Origin of the sequence: Shewanella sp. DNRA4 (genome assembly GCF_012843185.1) — a bacterium.
Taxonomy (GTDB): Bacteria; Pseudomonadota; Gammaproteobacteria; order Enterobacterales; family Shewanellaceae; genus Shewanella; species Shewanella xiamenensis.
Genome location: NZ_JABAIP010000002.1, coordinates 142685 through 163976, shown reverse-complemented (window position 1 = coordinate 163976; position 21292 = coordinate 142685). Strand labels below are relative to the sequence as shown.

The 21292-nt window shown below is 45.7% G+C and carries 19 protein-coding genes; 11 read left to right on the top strand and 8 right to left on the bottom strand.

Features of this window, described 5'->3' with window-relative positions:
• Positions 1 to 8: 8 nt before the first annotated feature.
• From HG547_RS02665 to hemL, 3 genes are all read left to right on the top strand, one after another.
• Positions 9 to 1733: a chloride channel protein gene (locus HG547_RS02665; protein ID WP_169546941.1), complete on the top strand. Its 1725-nt coding sequence runs from the start codon at positions 9 to 11 to the stop codon at positions 1731 to 1733.
• Positions 1734 to 1943: 210 nt separating this feature from the next.
• Positions 1944 to 2963 carry an aspartate carbamoyltransferase gene (locus HG547_RS02660; RefSeq protein ID WP_037427609.1) on the top strand — a complete coding sequence of 340 codons (1020 nt, stop codon included), beginning with the start codon at positions 1944 to 1946 and terminating at the stop codon, positions 2961 to 2963.
• Positions 2964 to 2989: 26 nt separating this feature from the next.
• Entirely contained in the window at positions 2990 to 4282 is a 1293-nt protein-coding gene (hemL, locus tag HG547_RS02655; protein WP_169546939.1) for a glutamate-1-semialdehyde 2,1-aminomutase, read from the top strand.
• A gap of 87 nt (positions 4283 to 4369) precedes the next feature.
• On the opposite strand, the gene HG547_RS02650 is transcribed toward hemL, so the two are convergent.
• Positions 4370 to 4567: a hypothetical protein gene (locus HG547_RS02650; RefSeq protein ID WP_037427612.1), complete on the bottom strand. Its 198-nt coding sequence runs from the start codon at positions 4565 to 4567 to the stop codon at positions 4370 to 4372.
• Positions 4568 to 5099: 532 nt separating this feature from the next.
• Here HG547_RS02650 and nhaD point away from each other — a divergent pair.
• A complete protein-coding gene (gene nhaD, locus HG547_RS02645) occupies positions 5100 to 6347 on the top strand; it encodes a sodium:proton antiporter NhaD (RefSeq protein WP_037427613.1) in 1248 nt (415 codons plus the stop codon).
• Between the two features lie 55 nt (positions 6348 to 6402).
• On the opposite strand, the gene HG547_RS02640 is transcribed toward nhaD, so the two are convergent.
• Together HG547_RS02640 and HG547_RS02635 are read right to left on the bottom strand one after the other, a co-directional pair.
• On the bottom strand, positions 6403 to 7515 hold the full coding sequence (locus HG547_RS02640; protein ID WP_169546937.1) for a general secretion pathway protein GspB: 1113 nt from the start codon (positions 7513 to 7515) through the stop codon (positions 6403 to 6405).
• Positions 7515 to 9182: an AAA family ATPase gene (locus HG547_RS02635; RefSeq protein WP_169546935.1), complete on the bottom strand. Its 1668-nt coding sequence runs from the start codon at positions 9180 to 9182 to the stop codon at positions 7515 to 7517. Before HG547_RS02635 ends, HG547_RS02640 begins: the two co-directional genes overlap by 1 nt.
• A 174-nt stretch (positions 9183 to 9356) precedes the next feature.
• On the opposite strand from HG547_RS02635, the gene HG547_RS02630 reads away from it, so the two are divergent.
• Together HG547_RS02630 and HG547_RS02625 are read left to right on the top strand one after the other, a co-directional pair.
• Complete coding sequence (locus HG547_RS02630) at positions 9357 to 10607, top strand: multifunctional CCA addition/repair protein (protein ID WP_169546933.1); 1251 nt, start codon at positions 9357 to 9359, stop codon at positions 10605 to 10607.
• Positions 10608 to 10842: 235 nt separating this feature from the next.
• A complete protein-coding gene (locus HG547_RS02625) occupies positions 10843 to 11109 on the top strand; it encodes an Lpp/OprI family alanine-zipper lipoprotein (RefSeq protein ID WP_007650000.1) in 267 nt (88 codons plus the stop codon).
• A gap of 610 nt (positions 11110 to 11719) precedes the next feature.
• Here the strand turns inward: HG547_RS02625 and HG547_RS02620 are convergent.
• The 4 genes from HG547_RS02620 to folB form a co-directional block, all read right to left on the bottom strand.
• A complete protein-coding gene (locus HG547_RS02620; RefSeq protein WP_037415466.1) occupies positions 11720 to 12559 on the bottom strand; it encodes a putative RNA methyltransferase in 840 nt (279 codons plus the stop codon).
• 84 nt (positions 12560 to 12643) lie between these two features.
• Positions 12644 to 13444 carry an undecaprenyl-diphosphate phosphatase gene (locus tag HG547_RS02615; RefSeq protein WP_037415463.1) on the bottom strand — a complete coding sequence of 267 codons (801 nt, stop codon included), beginning with the start codon at positions 13442 to 13444 and terminating at the stop codon, positions 12644 to 12646.
• Positions 13445 to 13462: 18 nt separating this feature from the next.
• On the bottom strand, positions 13463 to 13966 hold the full coding sequence (gene folK / locus HG547_RS02610) for a 2-amino-4-hydroxy-6-hydroxymethyldihydropteridine diphosphokinase (RefSeq protein ID WP_088585915.1): 504 nt from the start codon (positions 13964 to 13966) through the stop codon (positions 13463 to 13465).
• A gap of 48 nt (positions 13967 to 14014) precedes the next feature.
• Positions 14015 to 14365, bottom strand: coding sequence for a dihydroneopterin aldolase (gene folB, locus HG547_RS02605; RefSeq protein ID WP_088585916.1), 351 nt, complete (start codon positions 14363 to 14365; stop codon positions 14015 to 14017).
• A 261-nt stretch (positions 14366 to 14626) separates the two neighbouring features.
• Between folB and plsY the strand changes: the two genes are divergently transcribed.
• Positions 14627 to 15238, top strand: a complete 612-nt coding sequence (plsY, locus tag HG547_RS02600) for a glycerol-3-phosphate 1-O-acyltransferase PlsY (protein WP_037415454.1) — start codon at positions 14627 to 14629, stop codon at positions 15236 to 15238.
• Positions 15239 to 15314: 76 nt separating this feature from the next.
• Here the strand turns inward: plsY and tsaD are convergent, their stop codons facing one another.
• Entirely contained in the window at positions 15315 to 16331 is a 1017-nt protein-coding gene (tsaD, locus tag HG547_RS02595) for a tRNA (adenosine(37)-N6)-threonylcarbamoyltransferase complex transferase subunit TsaD (RefSeq protein ID WP_088585917.1), read from the bottom strand.
• 214 nt (positions 16332 to 16545) lie between these two features.
• Between tsaD and rpsU the strand changes: the two genes are divergently transcribed.
• The 4 genes from rpsU to rpoD all read left to right on the top strand — a co-directional run bounded on the left by rpsU (position 16546) and on the right by rpoD (position 21005).
• Positions 16546 to 16761 (top strand): 30S ribosomal protein S21, encoded by a 216-nt coding sequence (gene rpsU, locus HG547_RS02590; protein WP_006080725.1) that lies wholly within the window; start codon positions 16546 to 16548, stop codon positions 16759 to 16761.
• 6 nt (positions 16762 to 16767) lie between these two features.
• The gene (locus HG547_RS02585; protein ID WP_037415447.1) at positions 16768 to 17211 is read left to right on the top strand and encodes a GatB/YqeY domain-containing protein; all 444 of its coding nucleotides are present in this window, start codon (positions 16768 to 16770) and stop codon (positions 17209 to 17211) included.
• 83 nt (positions 17212 to 17294) lie between these two features.
• Positions 17295 to 19019, top strand: coding sequence for a DNA primase (gene dnaG / locus HG547_RS02580; protein WP_069454470.1), 1725 nt, complete (start codon positions 17295 to 17297; stop codon positions 19017 to 19019).
• A 135-nt stretch (positions 19020 to 19154) separates the two neighbouring features.
• Entirely contained in the window at positions 19155 to 21005 is a 1851-nt protein-coding gene (gene rpoD / locus HG547_RS02575) for an RNA polymerase sigma factor RpoD (protein ID WP_086024099.1), read from the top strand.
• Positions 21006 to 21292 lie beyond the last annotated feature (287 nt).

The window sequence follows — 21292 nt, the reverse complement described above, 5'->3', positions numbered from 1 at the left end:
CCAATGCAGTGCAATTAACGATAAATAAAGCCGCGATTCAAGACGCTATCAGCACAGCTAAAAAGTACTTAACTAACGAGCTACGTGATCATTTATCTCAAGCCAAGATCAGTGCGCAGCTGTGCTTACTGACCTTGTTATTCGCCATCTTCGCCTCCTGCGTGATCCTGTTGTTTCGACTCTTGCTCCAGTGGGCAAACCATTACACCCAAATCGAGACGCAGGATTTTACGGGTAACATCACCGACTGGCGAGCATTGTTGCCACTTTTTGGCGCCTTGTTGATCTGGATTGTCGCCAAACTCGGCTCCAAACGTTACAAGCGCATGGGGATTGCCTATGTATTACATAGGGTTAAATTGCACTATGGCAAAATCCCGCTGCAATCTGCCGCAGGGCAATTTTTTCAGGCCTTGTTTGCCTTAGGGACTAATTTTTCGGTGGGCCGTGAAGGCCCCGCCATTCACCTTGGCGCCGTAAGTGCCAGTGTTTTAGCCGAAAAATTTAATCTTCCCGATAATAGTGTGCGGATTATGTGCGCCAGCGGCATTGCAGCTGGGATTGCCGCCACCTTTAACGCCCCACTAGCGGCAGTGATTTTTGTACTCGAAGTGATCGTGCGCGAGTACAAAGTGCATTACTTCTTCCCGATTATGCTATCCGCCATTTGCGGCGCGGTTTCCAGCCAGCTGGTGTTTGGCAATGTGCATGAGTTTGACCGCATTCAGGTGATCCATATTCCATTGGATCACTATCCGATTTTAGCCCTTGGCGGTATTGCACTAGGCTGCGCCGCCGCCTTCTTCAATTACACGCTCCTTAAAGTCACTGCCACGGGGCAAAACTGGCCACTGATTTATCGGCTCTTGCTGGCGGGCGGTATCACCACCCTGATTGGCTTAATCTTGCCGCAGGCGCTGGGCACTGGAAATTTAGCGATCAGTGAAGCCATTAGCGAGCATCCCAGTTTATTGCTGTTAATCGCCCTGCTTGCAGCCAAAATTATCGCCACCATAGCGGCGATAGGGCTTGGGATCCCGGGCGGATTGATTGGCCCACTTTACGGCATCGGAGCCTTGATCGGTGCCATCTTAGCCTTAGTCAGTGCGATGTTATTCCCTTCGATTGCGCCTTACGTTGGCCTCTATACAGTGATAGGCATGACTGCCATGATGGGCGTTTGCCTAAGTGCGCCGCTCGCTGCATTAGTCGCGCTGCTCGAAATGACCAACGATGCCAGTATTATTCTGCCCGCGATGTTTGTCACAGCTCCCGCATTTTTGATTGCCTATCAAGGTTTTAAAACTAACTCTATCTTCTTCAAGCAGTTAGAAATTATGGGCTTAGGCTATAAAGTGGCCCCCGTGAATCTGGCGCTACAGAAAAAAGGCGTACGCGCCCTGATGGATAAGCGCTTCGTTATCGTTAACAACAACGATGAGCTACTGCTCGAGGTGTTAAAACGCGCCGAAGGTCGCCCTGTGTTAGTACGTAATGCCGATGGGGTAATAGAAATGCTCAGCCTTGAGATGCAATCCTTTGATGACAACATCACCCTCTCACGCCATCCCATGCAGGGACTAAGTGATACCAAAACCTTAGATGAGGTCTATTCAATGCTGTCACCCAAGCGCAGCGGTGAAGTCTTTATCTATCAAGACACACCAGATAACGTGGTAGGGGTGATTAGTTGGTCGAACCTACAGCAAGAAATTCGCTCAGGCCAAGTCTAAGCCAAGTCACAGACTAAACAGTCAACCAAGAGTGGATTGGATTCACAAAATCCTGTTGTTTCACGGTAAAAATACACTACAGAGGCAAGGGTGCTATTTCGCTGCCTTGGTGCATCTGTTACAATCGCGCCTCAGCCACCCTACATAACATTAGGGCTACGAGCGCAATATCTGCACTTGAACGCCCCCTAGCAATTGGAAAACAGGCTGATGAACCAGTTCGAAGGATCCCACATCCTCTCCGTAAACCAGTTAGATCTTGATTCAATCCAAACTATTTTTAATGTCGCCCACCGCATGATGCCCTATGCTCTTCGTGAGAAGCGCACAAAAGTGCTCGAAGGCGCCATTTTAGGTAACCTGTTTTTCGAGCCAAGTACCCGTACCCGCGTCAGTTTTGGCTGTGCCTTTAACTTACTCGGCGGCCATGTGCGTGAAACCACTGGTATGGCCTCTTCGTCCTTATCTAAGGGTGAATCCCTGTACGATACCGCCCGCGTACTCTCAACCTATTCCGATGTGATTGCGATGCGCCACCCTGACTCATACTCTGTCAAAGAGTTTGCCGAAGGCAGCCGCGTCCCCGTAATCAATGGCGGTGATGGTTCGAACGAGCACCCAACCCAAGCCTTGCTCGATTTGTTTACCATTCAAAAGGAGTTAGGTCATGCTGGCCGCGGTATCGATGGCATGCATATCGCTATGGTCGGTGATTTAAAGTTTGGCCGCACCGTGCATTCATTGTCGCGCTTGCTGTGCATGTATAAGAACATCAGCTTCACACTGATTTCACCAGCTGAATTAGCTATGCCTGATTATGTGATCTCAGACATTGAAAATGCTGGCCATAGCATCAAAATAACAGACCAGCTTGAAGGCCACTTAGATAAAGCAGATATTCTTTATCTGACCCGCATTCAAGAAGAGCGCTTCCCATCTCAGGAAGAAGCAAACAAATACCGCGGTAAATTCCGTTTGAATCGCAGTATTTACACCCAACATTGCAAATCTAACACTGTGATCATGCACCCGCTGCCACGGGATTCGCGTGCGCAAGCTAATGAGTTAGATAATGATTTAAACAGCCATCCTAATCTCGCTATCTTCAGACAGGCGGACAATGGACTGTTAATTCGTATGGCACTGTTTGCATTGACACTCGGGGTTGACTCACAACTCGAAAAATATGAGTGTCCCGTTAATTGGTATTCACGTAAAGCCGATCGCTAATCGGCTACATACTTTAAGGACTTAACATGACCCGTTCCGAAGCGCTATTTGAACAGGCTAAAAAAACCATCCCCGGCGGTGTTAACTCTCCGGTTCGTGCATTTAACGGTGTAGGTGGCTCACCCCTGTTTATTGAAAAAGCTGATGGCGCTTATATTTACGATGCCGATGGTAAAGCTTATATCGACTATGTCGGCTCTTGGGGCCCGATGATCCTCGGCCACAACCATCCGAAGATCCGTGAAGCCGTATTGGCTGCGGTACATAATGGTCTGTCTTTTGGCGCGCCGACCGAACTTGAAGTACAAATGGCTGAGAAAGTGATCGCCATGGTGCCTTCTATCGAGCAAGTCCGTATGGTGAGCTCAGGTACTGAAGCAACCATGAGTGCCATTCGCTTAGCGCGCGGTTTTACTAATCGTGACAAGATCTTAAAATTTGAAGGTTGCTACCATGGTCACGCTGACTGTCTATTAGTTAAAGCAGGTTCCGGTGCATTAACCTTAGGCCAACCCAGCTCTCCTGGTATTCCTGAAGATTTCGCAAAGCACACCTTAACTGCTGTGTATAACGATCTGGATTCTGTTCATTCGCTGTTCGAGCAATATCCAACTGAGATTTCTTGCATCATTATCGAACCCGTTGCTGGCAACATGAACTGCATTCCACCTATCCCAGGCTTCCTCGAAGGTCTGCGTAGCCTGTGTGATGAGTTTGGTGCGCTGCTGATTATCGACGAAGTGATGACAGGTTTCCGAGTATCAAGAAGTGGCGCTCAAGGTCACTATGGCGTTACACCAGACTTAACCACACTCGGTAAAGTCATCGGTGGCGGTATGCCTGTAGGTGCATTTGGTGGTCGTAAAGATGTGATGCAGTTTATCGCACCAACTGGCCCTGTATACCAAGCAGGCACGCTTTCAGGTAACCCTATTGCGATGTCAGCGGGTCTAGCACAAATGGAAGCGCTGTGTGAAGAAGGTCTGTACGAAGCGCTGAGCGCTAAAACCAAGCGCATCGCCGAAGGCTTTAAAGCGGCGGCTGATAAGCACGGCATCCCAATGGCGATCAACTATGTTGGCGGTATGTTCGGCTTCTTCTTTACTGAGCAAGAGCAGATCACTCGCTTCGACCAAGTGACTAAGTGCAATATTGAGCACTTCCGCACTTTCTACCATGGCATGTTAGATGAAGGCGTTTACTTAGCACCGAGTGCTTATGAAGCTGGCTTCCTGTCGATGGCCCATGGCGAAGAAGAATTGCGCCTCACGCTTGAAGCGGCTGCTCGCGTATTAGCTCGCATGAAAGCGGCAATGTAAGCGAGCGCTTAAAATATCAAGGGACGCATTAGCGTCCCTTTTTCTTACTTAGCTTTTGAAAGTAATATTGTGCAAATCTTAGCCCAATCAATAGCTATCGGACTTTTTTGAACCTAAGGCCGACTTAAAGATAATCGCTGCGACTAAGGCTTGTAGAGTTAACGTGAGGTGATCAATCACTAAGCTAGGATTGTGGAATATACCCAAAGCAAGTAATTGTTTACCACTGTAGATCAGCCAAACCAAAGAGCCTAAGAGTAAGAGACTCCGGAGTACAAAGTTCATTTTGCATCATCCTCAAAATACAACATCCAGTGTCCTAACGATAAAAGAGGCACAAGATACCGCTCACTTTCTGTTCGGTCAATATTTCGACGTGGCCATATCTGTGACTCACTCAGCACATTCCGTACAATTGTCGGTAATAAACTCAAATCCAGCATCTAATTTGAACCATTGAATTTTCAATCAGAATTTTCTCTCTAAAGAAAAATTAATTGCAGGATCGATAAAATAACGGCTTAGACTTTAATCGTAGATCTTACTTTACACTCAATAATCAACCTGAAATAAACAACATAAAAAACCAATAACAAACTACAAGACAGTATTTAAAACCAAAAACACACCCAAACAACTGAGATGCACATCACAAAGCAACACAAAACTGAGTTACAGCTAACAGTTGCGTTATTCGCGCCATTATGTTCTGATCCGCACGCGTTAACACGGTAAACTTAATTAAGCCTTGATAATGCCACTCAATAGCTCGCCTTTGGCCTGCCACGACATTAAAACAGCAGTTGGAATTGCAGTTATGCTATATACCTTTCTGATCATACTGGCACTGCTTGCATTGCTCAGTATTATTTTTGAAGAAGTAACCCACCTTAATAAAGCAAAAACCACCTTATTCTTTGGCTGTATTTCATGGGTAGCACTATTCATGGCTGCTGGAGATCCTAGCCATGAGAAGTTAGTTGCTCATCAACTCAATGAAAACTTGCTTGAAATTGCCACCTTGTGGCTATTTTTAATGTCGACAATGACCTTTGTGGCCTATCTTAACGCCAAAGGTATGATTCAAATCATGGTGCAGAAGCTCTTTCCACAAAAGGTTTCTGTTCGGTTATTGATGATACAAGTCGCATTATTCTCGCTAATTCTGTCCGCCTTTTGTGATAACGTTACCGCTACATTGGTTTCTTTGGGCTTATTAACCACCTTCAAACTCGATAAACAGATGCGTCGCAGAATGGCGGTGTTGATTATTTTCGCAGTGAACTCAGGTGGTGTAGCATTGATCACTGGTGACGTCACCACGCTGATGATCTTCCTCGCGGGTCACGTGCATATCTCCGAACTGTTAATGCTGTTCATCCCATCAGCCGTGAGTGTCGTTTTACTGGCAACGCTCTTTTCGCTAAAAGCTGAAGGTATAGTCTCAACAACCCCAATTAAACATAGTTATCAAACGGTTGATCTACTGATTGCCCTCGTGTTCTTCTGCACGATTTTAATGACCATGTTACTCAACATTTTGTTTGGCATCCCTCCAGTACTGACCTTCTTAACCGGTCTGTCCATCATGTTCCTGATTGGTCATACAACGCGCAGCGATAAAGAAGAAATCAAGATCCTTGAATATATCCGCCAAGTTGAATATGACACTTTGTTATTCTTCTTAGGGATTTTATTGCTAGTTGGCATGCTTAAAGAAATCGGCACCTTAGATATGCTGACCGAGGCCTATGCCCTATTTAATCCAAATATCTCAAACTTTGTCACAGGCATGGGTTCAGCTCTTATCGATAACGTGCCACTCACTGCTGCCCTATTAAAAGCAGAACCTGTACTCAACACTCCAGAATGGTTAGGCTTAACCTACAGTGTGGGCGTAGGTGGTTCATTGTTAGTGATTGGTTCGGCTGCGGGTATCGTCGCCATGAGCAAAGTAAAAGAGCTCACTTTTGTAAGCTACTTGAAATATGTACCTGCACTATTCCTATGCTACTGTGTTGGCTATGGCTTAACTTTATTCCTCGCATATAACTTCTTTGCTTAATTTAAAACGATAAACAAAAGGCGCCTACGGGCGCCTTTTGTCTTAAGAGAATGCCTTACATCGCCGGAACCCTAAACTGTGTTCCTTGAATGTCTAAAACGACATCCCGCGGACGAATGGCAATGATCTTCAACTTACCACCAATCATATCGCCTTCCTGTAACTCTGCACCGTCAACGTTTAACCAACGCTGACTCGCATCCGTCGAATAAACATGGGCAACAATATTAAATTCCGGTACTTGTAGTTGTAATCCCGCTGGTAGTTGCCCGTATTTAGGAATATCGCCATTTTCCGTTTTAGGGATAGGATCAAGCTTAGGCTCTGTCACAGGTGTTTTAGCCGCTTTGACATATTCCACCTCTTTCAGTGCATCTTGGAAGGTCGCGACCAATTCATCATCTTGACGACTCTGTGCCGTATCCAAGCCAACATCCGTCGCCGCAGCATTAACTTGTTGACGCAGCGCCTCAAGTGTTGCTAACCCTTGACGATTAGCATTCGCCCCCAACATTATTGGTTCAGGATCGGCAAACTCTTGCGCCAGCTCCCCATTTTCGGCAGATGATGGCTGGGCGCGAGTTGTTTCATCTAAGGCCGCTGACGTCGCAAGATAGTCATCATAACTAGGATCAGCATTTGAGGAGGTATTTGTAGCGACAACCTGTGACGAATCTACGCTCGGATAAGCTTGGGCGCTTAAAGGCACATCATTTAATACCTGCTCCCTGGGCAAAGCGACTTTCCCAGCTAATCGAAATCCTGCGGCGTTTCCCTGAGTAACAGTATCTTCCTGTCTGGCAACCGTAGTGGCTGCACTTACTGGGTCATTTAAGGATGCGGTCCGGTTAGCCTGACTCGTTGAGACAGAGCTATCAGAACCTGTATTTGAAGCATGCTGAGTTATCACTGTGCCCGTTTGAAGATCACTTCTACTATCATCATTAGCCTTCAAGGGCATCATTGAATTGACCTGTTGCCAATGCGCAACGCCCCATGCCACACCGATACCAAGAGTAATCGCAACGGCAAGCAGCGACAATTTTGCAGCAGGGAAAGAAGCCTTGCGTGGCGCAGGATAACTTGCCCTCGGCGTTAGTACCGCATCGGGTAAAGGTGAAGCTTGCTGTTGTTTATTACGGGTTACCGCGTCGAGTAAAATGGACATTAACTCTGGGCTCCATTATCGGTTAGGCGCGGCCCTTGATCACTTAAGTACAAATTCAGTCTCACTAACGTTTGATTGCCTGCAATACCGTCAGCCTTCAATCCATGTTGGCTTTGAAAGGCTTTAAGATCATTCTCCAACTTAAGATCAAATTGGCTGACTCGGCGTGAAGGTCGTTTAGCCACATGGGCAAGCGCATTCTCCAGCCACTGTAATTGCCCAGGGCTCGATTTTTGGCTAATTTCCAGCATAGGTAAATTGGGGGCCTGCCAGAGAATTTCAAAGGTGCCGCTAAAGTGTTGATTGAACCAAGCTCTATCAACCCAAAGCTGCTGCTCGCCCAATTGCATCAATAGCTGATCACCATCAACTGCAATGACTGCACCATAAAAATCTTGTTGATTATCATCCACTAAATATACAACAGCAGGATAATTTAGCCGCGTAATCGACATCCAATTTCCCTGCTGTTGATAACATGACAGCCCCTGCTCCCGTGCTGACTGACAGGCAGTGAGGCCTTTAAATGGGACTTTACCCCACACATTAAAAAGACCTGCAAAGGCGGTATCAATACTTCGACTTTGTTTGATAGCCTCCTGTAATACCCGCAGACTTGGGTCAGCCGCCACAACAGTATTTTGCACTTGAGTGAGTGCTGGTACAGTATTATTTACTGGCGTTTGGCTTTGCTGAACAGAATTGTCAGCTACAACTGTTTGTTTGGCGTGGGTCACAGGCTCGGTCGTCACATTGGCAACCGCGAGTTTATCCGTAAACAACCAATAGGATACTCCAAAAGCTAATACCAATGCGGCGGCGATAGCACTTGGCCACAGATACTTATGCTGCTGCGGTTCATCCTCCCCTAATACTTCAGCAGCCGCTTGTCTCACCATATGGTGATCAATGGGCACCTTAGATTGAGCATACCCAGCCATAAGGGCTCGCTCGCACAATAAGTTGATGAGACGAGGAATACCACCACTGTATTTATGCAGTACCTTAATGGCTTTTCGCGTAAATAAAGGTTCAAAACGACCAGCAACCTGCAAACGATGCAATACGTAAAGGGCAATTTCATCTTCATTTAACGGCAATAAATGATAACGAGCAGTGATCCGCTGGGCTAATTGCCGTAGTTCTTGTCGTTTGAGTAGCAGTTGCAGTTCAGGTTGGCCAATCAAAATAACTTGCAGCAGTTTTTTCGTATCGGTCTCAAGGTTAGTCAACAACCTTAATTGCTCTAACACTTCAGCGCGTAAATGCTGTGCCTCATCGATAATTAGAACGGTATTACGACCCTTCTCATGATTGGCGAGTAAAAAACGGCTCAGATGGTCAGTCAGTTGCTTGAGCGTTGGATTTTCACCATAACTAATCTTCAACTCATCACACAGAGTGGCGAGTAACTCCAACTCAGTCAGCGAAGGATTTAAAATAAATGCTGTATCAGTATTGTCAGGTAATTGTCCTAGTAAACAACGAGATACTGTTGTCTTCCCTGTGCCGACCTCTCCCGTTAGTAACACAAAGCCACCCGTCTCACCCAACCCATAGGTTAAATGGGCTAAGGCTTCTCTGTGTCTGTCACTCAAGAATAAATAATGTGGATTGGGTGCAATCGAAAAAGGGTTATCACTGAGTCCATAAAAGGCCTTGTACATACCACCAATCATCCTAAGCTAAAAATAACGCCCCACGTTAAAACGTCCAAAGGATATTGTCAAAGCATCAGCAACATGGATGTGACATTCTAATAAATATCTACACCCTAGTTCGCCTTGCAATGGCATCATCATGATAAGCTATGCCTATGGCACACTCGCTAAAATAATCCTGTGAAAATTTACTTAGTTGGCGGCGCTGTACGAGACAGCCTGCTAAACCTTCCAATAAAAGATAAAGATTATATGGTTGTCGGCGCTACTCCTGAGCAAATGCAGCAATTGGGCTATCGCCAAGTAGGTAAAGACTTCCCGGTCTTTTTACACCCTAAAACCCAGCAAGAATATGCGTTAGCGCGTACGGAGCGTAAAGTGGGTTTGGGTTATGGTGGTTTTAGCTGTTATGCCAGTCCCGATGTTACCCTAGAGCAAGATTTGCTAAGACGCGACCTCACCATTAACGCGATTGCCCAAGATGAAGAAGGCAATTTGTATGATCCCTATAATGGTGTGGCGGACATACAGGCACGGCAGCTGCGGCATGTGTCAACAGCCTTTGCAGAAGATCCTTTAAGGGTATTACGAGTGGCACGCTTTGCCGCACGTTTTCATAGTTTAGGTTTCAAGATTGCTACAGAAACCATGTCCTTGATGCAGCATATGAGCCAAACCGAGGAGTTAACGGCGCTTACGCCTGAGCGCGTTTGGCAAGAAGTCGATAAAAGTCTCGGCGGCCCCAATCCAGAGATTTTTTTCCAAGTGCTGCGTCAATGCGGTGCATTGAAAATCCTATTCCCCGAAATTGATGCACTTTTTGGTATCCCACAACCGGAAAAGTGGCACCCTGAGATAGATACAGGTCTGCACACTCTGATGGTGTTAACACAGGCAACATTACTGACTCAAGACAAAGCGGTACGCTTTGCAGCTTTAGTGCACGATCTGGGTAAGGCATTAAGCCCCAAAGAACACTGGCCTAAACACCATGGCCATGGACAAAAAGGATTACCCGTCATTAAAAAACTGTGTGAACGGTTACGAGTCCCTAACGAGTATCGCGACCTCGCTCTATTGGTTAGTGATCTGCACCAAAACGTACACCAAGCATTTGAATTAAGAGCCGAGACAATTGTTAAAGTCTTCGATAAAGCCGATTTTTGGCGTAAACCAGAACGACTAAATCAACTCCTATTGGCTTGTATCGCCGATATGCGAGGACGCACAGGCTTCGAGCATCAAGCCTACCCGCAAAGTGACTACCTTAATGCGTGTTTTTTAGCCGCTAATAATGTGGATATAAAAGCCATCATCGCAGCAGGATTTCAGGGAGGACAGATAAAACAAGCGCTCAATTTGAGGCGGATTGATAACGTCGAGCAAGTGAAACTCAACTGGCCACACCAACAAGCCAAACTGATGCCATAAAATTGTAATTTTTTTGTAAACACATAAACACTTTCTAGTAAATGGGACACCATTTTTCGATGAGAAATGACGATATAACCGGGAAAAAACGCTTTTAAAAAAAAATTTATATGTCTATAGTGGTTAAACGCATTAATATTCGTAGCAAATTAAAATAGCTATGTCATAATTAGGCAGTTTCGATTACCAAGTGACGAAACATTCAAATCCAACCTATTTTAAGGGATTTTTTACAATGAACAAAAAAGTACTGATGATTGCTGGTTTAGCAATGACTGCCCTACTAGGTGGTTGTGCAAACACTACTGCTCTGGAAGAAAGCGTTGCAACTCTGGGCAACAAAGTTGATCAATTGTCAGCTGATGTTGGCTCTCTGAAATCAGAGCAAAGCAAACTGTCTGCAGACGTTAAAGATGCTAAAGCAGCAGCTATGGACGCACAAGCAGAAGCTAAACGCGCTAACGACCGTCTAGACAACGTTGCTTCTCGTTACAAGAAGTAATGATAGGTAATTAACCTGTAATTCATCAGGTTAAGATCAAAGGCTTGAGAGAGATGAAAGCGAATAGCACATCGATCCAAGCCTTTTTTTATGGTTGATTGTTAGCTTTCACAAGCTAATTCCGCAATAAGCCAAGTTGTGTTACTCAGCCGAAATTTAGCTAATGCTTATTAGCTTCACAAACCAAACTCTCAGCTTGACATCAAGATAAACTCTTATCGAAAGAAAACGACTTTCCAGTATTAATCATTCTTAAACTGGTATATCCATCGTAAAATCGATTTTTCACTTTTCATAATCCTCTCCCCTGTTCTCACTAAAAACATTATTTTTATTAAATCTCTTAACGGGTATTTTAATGAAAGTACAACAGCGCAAACTCAAGCAATTTGCGAGACAAAAGCAGTTAAGAGGTTATATCTGTAATGAACGACGGCTGAATAAATAAAAACTTCAAGGCATGCAGTCCTAGATTAACATGAAAGCAACATAAAAGCTCGATTATTATCATGCACTTGCATTATTCACTCTACAGAAGCATCAAGTAATAGAATACCTAAGCTTATGAATAGGTTAAAAAACATCCAATACGATTATTTATTTTAGCGAGTTAAGATCTGATTAAAGACTTTTGCGCTAAGACTAAAATAAAGTCAATTTCTAGATTATTGAATACTTGAGTCCGAATAAGGTGTTTGACTTTATCCGATGCACGCCACGCATAAGGTGTCATATCAAGCAATACCAAAACTTGTTCACCTGTTATCGATAAACTAAATTGCACTCGCTGCTGCTCTTTTACGATTAACCCAGTAGGTAAATTTATTTGGACTGATTTTTCAATGAGTTCTGGATAAATGAGCGTCTTGAGTTGCCATAAATGCCGAGCACCTGGGATCACCTGCAACATAAGCCCTTGCTCTTTAAGCACGCGGACGCATTCTTTTCCCTTCAACGGCTTATCGACAACAGTAATAAAATCGAAGCAATTATCTGCAAAGGGTAACGCTTTGGATGTACTGAGATAGAGCGATGCTGGCGTTTGCGCTTTAGCTGCAGCAAAAATAGTATTTTCTGCATCCGAAACGCCACTGTAGTGGACGTTCATCCCATTTGTCAGCCTTGACAGCAACGAAGATAACGCACGTAAATAAAAGCCCTCAGCACACTCGTAGTCCAACAAACAATCATCAGCCTGTAAATGCGCAGCAATCATCTCACCCATTTTGTCGATTAAAGGCGTAAAAATCCCCGACTCGAGTAAGAAACGTTTAGCTCTGACCTGTTGACGACTATCCCCCGTCGGCTTTTGACGAGCAGGCTTGGTGAACACCCAATATCCAGCTTCATTCTTATCAAAGTGGTGCTTATTGGCACAATAAAAACCTTGGGACGCCTGATGTTGCATCAGTGGCAAACTACATGTAGGACATTGATATTGAAGGCTCATAAACAACTCCAAATACGAAAATTCATGCCTAAAAACACAAAAATCGGGTACTTGACCCGATTTTTTGGCAAAAGAGCGAGTGCATTATAAGAAGATAAATCCACACAACACAGCACCAAGGGCAAGACGATAAATAACGAAAGGCGTCATACCCATGCGGCTAATGATTTTCAAGAAATAATGTATACACAGATAAGCCGCAGCGAAAGAAATCACAGTGCCTAGTGTAAGCGCTTGATAGTCAATGGGAAGCGGGCTTTCAGCCAAATCTTTACCCACTAAAATAGCCGCGCCTAAGCTGACAGGTACAGACATCAAGAACGAGAAACGCGCAGCAGCATCGCGGCTAAGACCTAACATCAGCGCGGCGGTCATCGTCGCACCTGAGCGAGATGTCCCCGGGATTAACGCCAGCGCCTGAGCAAAACCAATTAATAATGCCTTGCGCCACCCCGTTTGATAAACCGTCAAATCACGGCGTGACATCTTATCCGCCCACCAAAGCAGCAAACCAAAGACCACTGTTGTCACAGCAATAACGCCGGCATTGCGTAAATGGGTTTCGATAAAGTCTTTGGCCATAAAACCAAAAAATACCGCAGGTAAAGTAGCAAGAATAATCCACCATGCCAGTTTGCTATCGTCAGAATGCTGACCTTTAACCATGCTGGCAATCCACGCCTTAAACATAGCCCAAAGTTCATGCCTAAAATAAATCACTACGGCAAACAATGAACCTGTATTCACGGCAACATCGAAGGATAACCCTTGATCTTCCCAGCCTAAAAGCTGTGCAGGTAGGATAAGGTGCGCCGAACTTGAAATGGGGAGGAACTCTGTTAATCCTTGAATTAACGCTAAAATAATTACCTGAAATGTATCCATGACAATCCTATCAATCAATTAAAAAGTCAGTCCAAAAGGCCATTCAAAGGCCACCGGCCAAAGCTTTTGTGACGTTTTATCATATTCATCCCACATTGCGGCATAGGTTTTTAGCTGCAATGGGTGAATCAAATTGGGGGCGATTTCCGCTAAAGGCCAAAGCACAAAAGCATTACTGACAATTTCGGCGCGGGGCAGTACCACTGGGGTCTGACAAGCGACATCATCGTAAAGCAATAGGTCAATATCTAAGGTTCTTGGACTAAACTTTTTGGCCCCCACCAACCGGCCGTGATTTTGCTCGATTTGCTTAAACTGCGCAACTACCTCAGCAATATTCAGACTCGTTTGTGCACAGACCACCATGTTTAAAAAGTTGGTACCATTAAATCCAACCGCTTCACTCTCGTACATTGAGGAGAGTTGCAGCGGGCCAAAGTATTCCCGTAAGGACAGCAAGCCCGCCTTAAGGTAGCGAGTGGGTTCTATATTACTACCTAAACTAATGTATATACGTGCCATACGAATGTCCGAACCGTCCAAACCGAAAACCCGAATCTAAAGATTCAATTAACGTGAGCGCTCAATCTCAACCCCAACAGAAGCGGCTGAAGGGACAGCACCTGGCTTCATCACCACCACTTTTACCCAACTCACCTTAAACTCGGTCAGCAAACACTGGGCAACCCGCTCGGCAACCGTCTCAATCAACTCAATGGGCTTTTCGGTAATGAGCTGAGTCAGGCGATTCGATACCGTCTCATAGCAGAGCGCGTATTGATAATCGTCTGTTATCGCTGCGGCCTTATTATCCCAAGCTATATCCAGATCTAAAAACAAGCTTTGGTGAATTTTCTTTTCCCATTCATAGACGCCAATCACAGTATCAATACGTAATTGTCGAATAAGCACTTTATCCATATTAATTCCTACTCACTCATGCCAATGAGGTCTGATAAGCTAAACGCCATAGAGTCTGTATAATCCACCGTTGAATTGAACGACTAATTTACTTTCTACTCGGGCCAATCCGAAGTAGGATAACGCCCAAAAGGATTTGTTCGTTCAGAAACTATCGCAACCTGATAAGTTGCGTAATCGCCATCGCTTATGACTGAATGCTTGCCAAGTGGCCGTTAAATTGTGGCGCGATAATACCTTAAGACGTGTAAGGAAACCAATGTGAGTCAATTAACACTGACACTTTTGATGATTGTGGCCGCCTATTTAGCCGGTTCTGTCTCAAGTGCTGTGCTAGTGTGTAGGATAAGAGGCCTTCCCGACCCAAGAACGCAGGGATCGGGCAACCCCGGAGCAACCAATGTGCTGCGCATTGGCGGCGCAAGTTCGGCTGCCATGGTGTTATTTTTCGACATGCTGAAGGGTGCTCTACCAACGTATCTTGCCTATTTAATGGGAATTGACGCCATTTCCCTCGGCCTTATCGCCATCGCCGCCTGTCTTGGCCATATCTATCCGATCTTTTTTGGTTTTAAGGGTGGCAAAGGTGTTGCAACAGCGTTTGGAGCCATGGCACCAATTGGTGATGACTTGGCCATTTGTTTGATGGCATCTTGGGTCGTCTTAGTCTTGATTAGCCGCTACTCTTCCCTTGCTGCCATTATTACCGCATTGCTTGCACCACTTTATACTTGGTGGCTTGACGATAGGTTTACCATTCCAGTTGCGATGCTCTCGACCTTGATAATCATTCGCCATAAAGAGAATATTCAGCGACTTCTCAAAGGGGAAGAATCTAAGGTATCACGTAAAAAGCGTCCTCCTCCGCCCTAAGCCATTTGAGCATTATCATACATAAATAAAAACAGTGCTTAATGCACTGTTTTTATTTAGATTAACTCGCAGAATATCAAGTAACAGGCGGCAAGGTATCGAGCGGCCATCGCGGTTGACCTTTTACTGCTAAGTCTTCCTGCTGCCCAGCCTTCAAACGCTGTAATCCAGCAAAGGCAATCATGGCGCCATTATCAGTACAAAATTCACCACGAGGATAATAAACGCGACCACCAATAGAGGTCATCATCTCAGCCAAGGTTTCGCGTAAGCGGGTGTTGGCACTCACGCCACCGGCAATCACTAAACCGTTATAACCGGTCTGTTTTAAGGCGCGGCGACATTTAATCGCTAAGGTATCTACAACCGCTTCTTCAAAAGCTCGGGCGATGTTGGCGCGGGTTTGCTCATCATCAGGTTCAGCGGCAATGGTATTGGCGGTAAAGGTTTTAAGGCCAGAGAAACTAAAATCAAGCCCAGGTCTATCTGTCATTGGACGCGGGAATTGATAACCAGCAGGCTCGCCTTTGGCGGCAAGTTTGGCAAGCCGTGGCCCCCCAGGATAATCCAGCCCCATTAACTTGGCCGTTTTATCGAAGGCTTCACCGGCGGCGTCATCCACCGACTCTCCTAAGACTTGATAAAGGCCGATACCATCAACCTTCACTAACATAGAGTGGCCGCCAGACACCAACAGTGCAACAAAAGGAAACTCCGGAGCATCTTCCTCAAGCATAGGTGCCAGCAAATGCCCTTCCATATGATGTACACCGATTGCTGGTTTGTTCCACGCAAAGGCAAGTGAGCGACCAACACAGGCGCCCACTAATAAAGCCCCAATTAATCCAGGGCCTTTGGTATAAGCGATACCGTCGATGTCGGCAATGTCGGTATTGGCGTTTTTCAACGCTTGGCGGATAAGCGGGACAATTTTGCGCACATGGTCGCGGGAGGCCAGTTCAGGCACCACGCCACCATAATCCGCATGCAACTTAACCTGACTATATAACGCATGGGAAAGTAAACCCAGCTTATCGTCATAAACGGCAATACCTGTCTCGTCACAGGATGTCTCAATACCTAGAACCCGCATGGTGCCTCAAATCAAAACGTTTAAAGGGCGCTAATTCTACCTGCATGATGACAATTACTCCAGCCGACAATCACGTTATTCAGCCCCCCAAACCAAGCTGAAATGATTAGGGCTTTACAAGCCTAGTGGTCTCGGTATAAAATTCCGCACCATTTTAAATACACTTGGTTCAAGTCATTGAACCAGACAACCTACACCTAAGGGGTGATGGCGTATGCCAATTATTAAAGTACGTGAAAACGAACCATTCGACGTAGCTCTGCGTCGTTTCAAGCGCTCTTGTGAAAAAGCTGGTATTTTAGCCGACGTGCGTGCTCGTGAATTCTACGAGAAGCCAACTACTGCTCGTAAGCGCGCAAAAGCAGCTGCAGTTAAACGTTTAGCTAAAAAGCTTTCTCGCGAAAACGCACGTCGCGTACGTTTATACTAATCTCTTATGAGCCTAATTGATCAGCTAAAAGACCACATGAAGCAGGCCATGATCGCCAAAGAGAAGGCGAGATTGAGCACTATTCGTATGGCACTTGCAGCCATCAAACAGATTGAAGTGGATACCCGCGAAACTCTGAATGATGAGCAGGTTATAGCTGTCTTAACCAAAATGGTGAAACAACGTCGCGATTCGATTGCTCAATATGAAGCAGCGGGTCGTAGCGAGTTGGCCGCAGCAGAAGCAGAAGAGATTCAAGTTATTGAAGCTTTCCTGCCCACTCCCCTCTCTGAGGCGGAAATTGCCGCGTTCATCGATGCTGCTATTGCTGAAATAGGCGCATCCTCCATGGCGGATATGGGCAAAGTAATGGGAGCATTAAAACCTAAAGTTCAAGGACGTGCAGACATGGGCGCTATCGGCGCTATGATCCGTGCAAAATTGCAATAATTAGCGTTTCAATGTATGAACAAGCCGTGCCTATGCGCGGCTTGTTTGTTTAAATTCGCGCAAGGCGAGATTTTAAGCACTCAATGGCAATACCTCGTGATTTTATCAATGAGCTAATCGCTCGCACCGACATCGTCGAACTTATCGACCGCAAGGTGCCCTTGAAAAAGGCGGGTAAAAACTACTCGGCCTGTTGTCCTTTTCATAGTGAAAAATCACCTTCGTTTACCGTTAGCCGCGATAAACAGTTTTATCATTGCTTTGGCTGCGGAGCCCACGGCAACGCCATCGATTTTGTGATGGAGTACGACAGACTCGATTTTATCGATGCTATTGAAGATCTTGCCGGACAACTGGGCTTAGAAGTCCCAAGGGAACAAGGCACGGGTAAACGCCAAGACGATGGCCTAAGCCGTGATCTCTACCAATTAATGGAAGAAGCCAGTCGCTTTTTTCAAACCCAGTTAAGACAACACCAAGACAAACAAAAAGTCATCGACTACCTCGCCTATCGCGGATTATCCGATGATATTGTTGAGCATTTTGGTATTGGTTTTGCACCAGACGGTTGGGATGGCTTATTAAGCCGCTACCGACATAGTCAAGATGCACAGGATAAACTCCTGACCGCTGGCATGCTGATCAGCAATGACAGCGGTAAAAGATACGATAGATTCCGTGACCGCCTGATGTTTCCCATTCGCGACCGCCGTGGTCGTGTGATTGGATTTGGTGGCAGAGTATTGGGAGATGGCACACCCAAGTACTTGAATTCGCCAGAAACGCCCATATTTCATAAGGGCAATGAGCTCTATGGCCTATACGAGCTAAAGCAACGTCATCGTGATCCAGACAAAGTACTGATTGTCGAAGGCTATATGGACGTCGTTGCCCTAGCCCAATATGGTGTCGATTATGCGGTTGCATCGCTTGGCACCTCGACGACAGCTGAACAATTTCAATTGTTGCTGCGTAGTGCTAAAGAAGTCATTTGCTGCTACGACGGCGATAGAGCCGGTAATGAGGCCGCCTGGCGCGCCTTAGAAACTGCCTTGCCCCTGTTAAAACCCGGGGATAAAGTACGTTTTATGTTTTTATCGCAATCTGAAGATCCAGATTCAATGGTTCGCAAGATTGGTAAAGACGCATTCGAGCAACTGATGGACAGTGCTATCAGCCTGCCCGAATTTTTGTTTGATACATTAACGACGAAATACGGTACCGATAAAGGTAATTTAGCCAAACAAGCCTTTGGCCTAATTGAAAAAATTCAAGACACTGTGCTGCAAAACCTCCTACTTGAGAGCTTAGCTCACAAGTTAGGTATGAACAGCTCAGACGATATGAAGAAAAAACTGGGTTTTAGTGTCAAACAAACTAAGCCCACAGCATCAACGGGACTCAAAGGACGCGGTACACCATTGCGACTTGCCATCGCCTTGTTAGTACAGCATCCCGAGCTGGGACTGGGGTTATCTCCGCAACCAGCATTAAACCATCTGCAAATGCCAGGCATCGACTTGCTGCCATTGCTGTTGGCGTTAACTCGAGAGCATAAGTTAAACAGCGCACAACTACTTGAGCAATTCAGAGACAGCCCCCACAGCGGGACGCTGCATAAATTAGCCCAATGGGACCATCAAGTGGCGGAAGAAAACTTACTCGAAAAGTTTAAACAGACCCTGGTTTGGTTGAACAATCAATATATTGAACAACGATATCAGGAATTGAGTCTAAAACAGACCCATACTAAGGAAGAAAAGATCCAGCTGCAGAAGCTGATCTCAGTCATGAAAGGACTAAACTGAGGCAAAAATGTCCTCATTCAGTATCCCAGTGACTAGCACAGGTAAGTGCACATGGCTATAATTGACGATTTGCGCGGCACTTAGCACGAGCTAACTGTCCGTCGTTGTAACAGTTTCCCAACTTGGATGATATCTATGGATCATACTCCGCAGTCGCAACTCAAGCTGTTGCTTGCCAAAGGTAAAGAGCAAGGTTACTTAACCTATGCAGAAGTGAACGATCACTTACCTGCAGACATGGTCGATTCTGACCAGATCGAAGATATTATCCAGATGATAAATGACATGGGTATTCGGGTATTCGAAGAGGCTCCCGATGCCGATGACATGATGATGTCGGAAGACAACACAGACGAAGATGCAGCAGAAGAAGCAGCCGCCGCCCTTGCCACGGTAGAAAGTGAGCTTGGCCGCACCACGGATCCTGTGCGTATGTACATGCGCGAAATGGGTACTGTTGAACTGCTGACCCGTGAAGGCGAAATCGTTATCGCTAAACGCATCGAAGAAGGCATTAACACAGTTCAAAGCTCAGTAGCCGAATACCCACAAGCGATCGCCATGATCCTTGAGCAATACGACCAGTATGAAGCCGATGAACTGCGCCTGTCTGATATTATCTCTGGATTTGTTAACCCTGACGAAGAAGACTTAGGCCCAACCGCTACTCACATCGGTTCTGAATTATCAGAAGAAGATCTTGAAGATGAAGATGATGAGGAAGACGAGGAAGACGAAGACGGTGATGCCGACGGCGATGATGATGGTAATAAAGGTCCCGATCCTGAAGAGGCTCGTGAACGCTTTAGCCAGTTAAGAACCGCCTACGAAAACGCGCTCAAAATCATCGAAGCCAAAGGCCGTGAACATCCAGAATCGATCAAAGCACTGTTTGAGATCGGTGAGATTTTTAAAGAGTTCCGCCTAGTACCTAAGCAATTTGACCGCTTAGTGAAAAGTATGCGTTCGATGATGGACCGTGTTCGCGTGCAAGAGCGTCTCCTGATGAAGCTTTGCGTCGAACAAGCCAAAATGCCAAAGAAAAACTTTGTTAAGTTCTTCACTGGTAACGAAACCAATCTCGATTGGTTTAATGCAGAAAAAACCTCAAACAAACCTTATGCCGAAGGCTTAAGAATGGTTGAGGATGACGTGCAGCGCTGCCGTAGCAAACTGGCCGCCATCGAAGAAGAAACAGGCTTAGTTATTGCCGCGATTAAAGATATTAACCGCCGCATGTCAATCGGTGAGGCTAAAGCTCGCCGTGCGAAGAAAGAAATGGTTGAGGCAAACTTACGTCTAGTAATTTCTATCGCTAAGAAATACACCAACCGCGGTCTGCAATTCTTGGACTTAATCCAAGAAGGTAACATCGGTCTGATGAAGGCTGTTGATAAATTTGAATATCGCCGTGGTTACAAATTCTCGACCTATGCGACTTGGTGGATCCGTCAGGCAATCACCCGCTCAATCGCGGACCAAGCCCGTACGATCCGTATTCCAGTACACATGATCGAAACCATCAACAAGCTGAACCGTATCTCTCGCCAAATGCTACAGGAAATGGGCCGCGAACCCTCACCTGAAGAATTGGCAGAGCGAATGATGATGCCGGAAGACAAAATCCGTAAGGTACTGAAAATCGCTAAAGAACCGATCTCCATGGAAACCCCAATCGGTGACGATGAAGATTCGCATTTAGGCGATTTTATCGAGGATACCACCCTCGAATTACCTCTGGACAGCGCCACCAGCGAAAGTTTGAAGAGCGCTACCCATGAGGTATTAGCAGGTCTAACAGCCCGTGAAGCCAAAGTACTGCGCATGCGTTTTGGTATCGACATGAACACCGACCACACGCTAGAAGAAGTGGGCAAACAATTTGACGTAACCCGTGAACGTATCCGTCAAATTGAAGCAAAAGCGCTGCGTAAACTGCGTCACCCTTCACGCTCAGAAATCTTAAAGTCCTTCTTAGACGAATAGATAGACGAATAGATAAGTGTCAAATATTAAGCCTAAGCCCCGCACTGCGGGGCTTTTTTTCGCCATCATTCAGTTAACGAGTAACAAACCAGCACAATATACAGCTCAACCCCCTTTCAAAATCAGAGAGTTAAATTACCTTGCACCATGAATCGCACGGCAAAAAACCTTTGCAGAAACAACTGTTGATTAACAGATAACCAATTGAATCAATTCGGTGAATTTCATCGAAAAACACGGGTGACAAGCGCAAACAAGCTTAGTATACTGCCACTCGCTTTAGGTGA